At 71.0% G+C, this 2,827-nt stretch carries 3 protein-coding genes; all 3 read left to right on the top strand.

What is annotated here, in order from left to right; genetic code table 11:
- Positions 1 to 47: 47 nt before the first annotated feature.
- The gene (locus G6026_RS00840; protein WP_182611960.1) at positions 48 to 1,514 is read left to right on the top strand and encodes a hypothetical protein; all 1,467 of its coding nucleotides are present in this window, start codon (positions 48 to 50) and stop codon (positions 1,512 to 1,514) included.
- 53 nt (positions 1,515 to 1,567) lie between these two features.
- The gene (locus tag G6026_RS00845) at positions 1,568 to 2,617 is read left to right on the top strand and encodes a glutamate ABC transporter substrate-binding protein (protein WP_107757412.1); all 1,050 of its coding nucleotides are present in this window, start codon (positions 1,568 to 1,570) and stop codon (positions 2,615 to 2,617) included.
- Positions 2,614 to 2,827: hypothetical protein (locus G6026_RS00850; RefSeq protein ID WP_182611961.1), on the top strand; the 214-nt coding region annotated here is incomplete at its 3' end. The genes G6026_RS00845 and G6026_RS00850, both read left to right, overlap by 4 nt.

The raw sequence follows: 2,827 nt of genomic DNA on the forward strand, positions 1-2,827 counted from the left end.
CGGATCCCCGGCACAGGCGGTGAGAGAACCGGGAGGTGACTGACCAGATGGGCCTTCCGACCCTCACGCAGAAGCGCGACGCGGGTCCCGGCTCGCGGTCCGGTTCTGCTCCGGGCGCGCGGTCCGGGTCCGCCCCGGGTGCGGGCGGGGGTTCCGGCGGGGGCACGTCCACGGGCCCCGGCTCAGAGGACATCGCGCTCAGCCGCCGCCGTCCGGTGCGTCGCCGGGCCGCACGGTTCTGGAACGACGCCCTCACCACACCGGGTCGGATGTCGGTCTTCGCGGTGGTCGCGATCGTGGCGGTGCTGTTCGGCGGCACCGTGGCGTCGCAGACCATCACCCAACGCCAGAGCCACCACGAGACCCTGCTGGCCGAGGTCGAGCCCGTCGCCAACGCCTCCCAGACCCTGTACAGCTCCCTGACCATCGCTGATTCGGCGGCCAACACCGCCTTCATCACCGGGGGCATCGAACCCGCCGAGCTCAGGGATCGCTACCTGCAGGCCATCGCCGCCTCGTCGGCGTCGATCGTCGCCGCCTCGCAGGGCCTCGACCGCTCGGACGAGGAGTCGATCGACCAGCTGGCGCACATCAACGCCCAGTTGACCACCTACACCGGACTCGTGGAGACGGCCCGGACCAACAACCGGGTCGCCAACCCGGTCGGCTCGGCGTACCTCGCGTCGGCGTCCACCCTCATGCAGGACACGATCCTCCCCGCGGCCGCCGACCTGTACGACCGCCAGTCCACCTCCGTCGGGGAGTCCGACCGTGAGTGGTCCTCGCCGCCCTGGGGATCGTTCATCCTGCTGGGGGCGGCGATCGCGATACTGGTGCTGCTGCAGCAGTGGTTGTGGAAGATCACCGGGCGACGGGTCAATCCCGCGTTGGCGCTGGCCTCACTGCTCATGGTGGCGACCTTCCTGCTCACGATGATCGCCGGGTTCCTGGCGGCCAACAACAACGCGCGCGGACTGTCCGAGGGCGCGGCCCCGATGAACGAGCTCACCCGGCAGCGGATCAACGCCCAGAAGGTGCGCGCGCAGGAGACGTTGAACCTGGTGCGGCGCACCGATCCCGAGGGGTCCGCGGCCGAGCGGGCCGCCATCCTGGGCGGCGTCCGCGACACGTTGACCGTCTACCTCGACCCCGACGAGGAGTCCCGCAGCCGCACCAGCCTGGACGGGGACGGCGCCGTCACCAACGCGATCGAGGCCCTGGACGAGTGGATGGCCGCGCAGAACCGCGCGGATTCGCTGTACCAGCAAGGTGACTACCAGGGGGCGATCCTCATCTCCTCGGGGCAGGGCGAGGGCGATTCGGGGGCCGCCTTCGACGAGTTCGACGAGTCGATGCAGGACGCGATCGAGGAGGCCCGCGACACGCTGCGCACCCGTATCGACAACGCACGGCGCACCTCCGCCACCGGGCCGGACCTCATCATGGCGTTGTCCGCCCTCGCCGCCTTCGCCGTCATCGTGGGGATCGCCCCCCGGATCAGGGAGTACCTGTGAGCGCGCGGGGGACGTGGCGGTCCGGGGGGAGCGCCGGGCGGCGGGCCGCCCGCGTGGTGACCGGGGGTGTCCTGGTGGCCGCCCTGGCGGTCTCCGGTGCGTGTGGAGTCAACGACGACGACGAGGCGCGCGGTGACGACGGCGGGTCGGGCCGGGAGACGGCCTCGGTGGTGACCGGATCCGACTACGTCGGCATCCCCGAGGTCTCCGCCGTGATGCCGCTACCGGCCGGAGCGGTCGTGACGACAGAGAGTCCGACGGGGCTACCCCAGGTCTCGGCGGACGAATCCTGCGACCCGCTCCCGAGTCTGCGCCCCGATGACGCCACACCCGAGGAGCGCGTCCCCCGCATCCGGGATCGGGGGCGGTTGATCGTGGGCCTGGACCAGGGGTCCAACCTGTTCTCTTTCCGTGACCCGGCCACCGGTCAGCTCACCGGTTTCGACGTGGACCTGGCCCGGGAGATCGCCCGGGACATCTTCGGGGATCCCGGCCAGGTGGAGTTCCGGTCCCTGACCTCGGCCAACCGCATCGAGGCGTTGGAGAACAACCAGGTCGACGTGGTGATCCGGTCGATGTCCATCACCTGTGCGCGCCGGGAGGTGATCACCTTCTCCGTGCCGTACTACCGCGCCTACCAGCGGGTGTTGGCCGTGCGGGGCTCCGGGATCACCGAGATCGAACACCTCGAGGGTCGGCGGGTGTGCGTGGCGGCGGGAACCACGTCGGCCTCACGCCTGTGGGACGAGCTCGACCGGCTCACGGTGCTGTCGGTCAACACGTGGGCCGACTGCCTCGTGGCCATCCAACAGAACCAGGTGGACGCCATCACCACCGACGACGCCATCCTGGTGGGCATCACCGCCCAGGATCCCTACCTGGAGATCGTCGGCCCGCAGCTCAACGCGGAGCCGTACGGGGTGGGAATCGCCAGGTCGACTCCCGGGAACGACACGGACGGTCTGGTCCGGCAGGTCAACTCGACGCTCGAGCGGATCCGAACCGATGGAACGTGGAACCGGATGTACTCCACCTGGCTCTCCGGACTGGGCCCGAGCCCCGGGATGCCCGCGCCGACCTACGTGCCGGAGGAACCGCGATGAGCTACCGCGGCGCGGATGACGGAGCCCCCCTCGACGAGCCGACCGTCGGAACCCAGGCCACGTTCCGGCCCGAGCCGACGCAGGACACCGGGTCGACCCCGGACACCAGGGCGACGCCGACAGGCCGGGCACACACGGAGGCGACCGAGGCCACGTCGGCCATGGCGGTCACGGGCGCGATGCCCGCCACCGGGGCGATGGCGGCGACCG

It is taken from the genome of Dietzia sp. DQ11-38-2, from assembly GCF_014145055.1.
Classification (GTDB): domain Bacteria; phylum Actinomycetota; class Actinomycetes; order Mycobacteriales; family Mycobacteriaceae; genus Dietzia.

What these genes read in the sequence shown, in the direction of transcription:
- G6026_RS00840 (WP_182611960.1), top strand. Translation starts at nt 48, where the DNA reads ATGGGCCTTCCGACCCTCACGCAGAAGCGCGACGCGGGTCCCGGCTCG.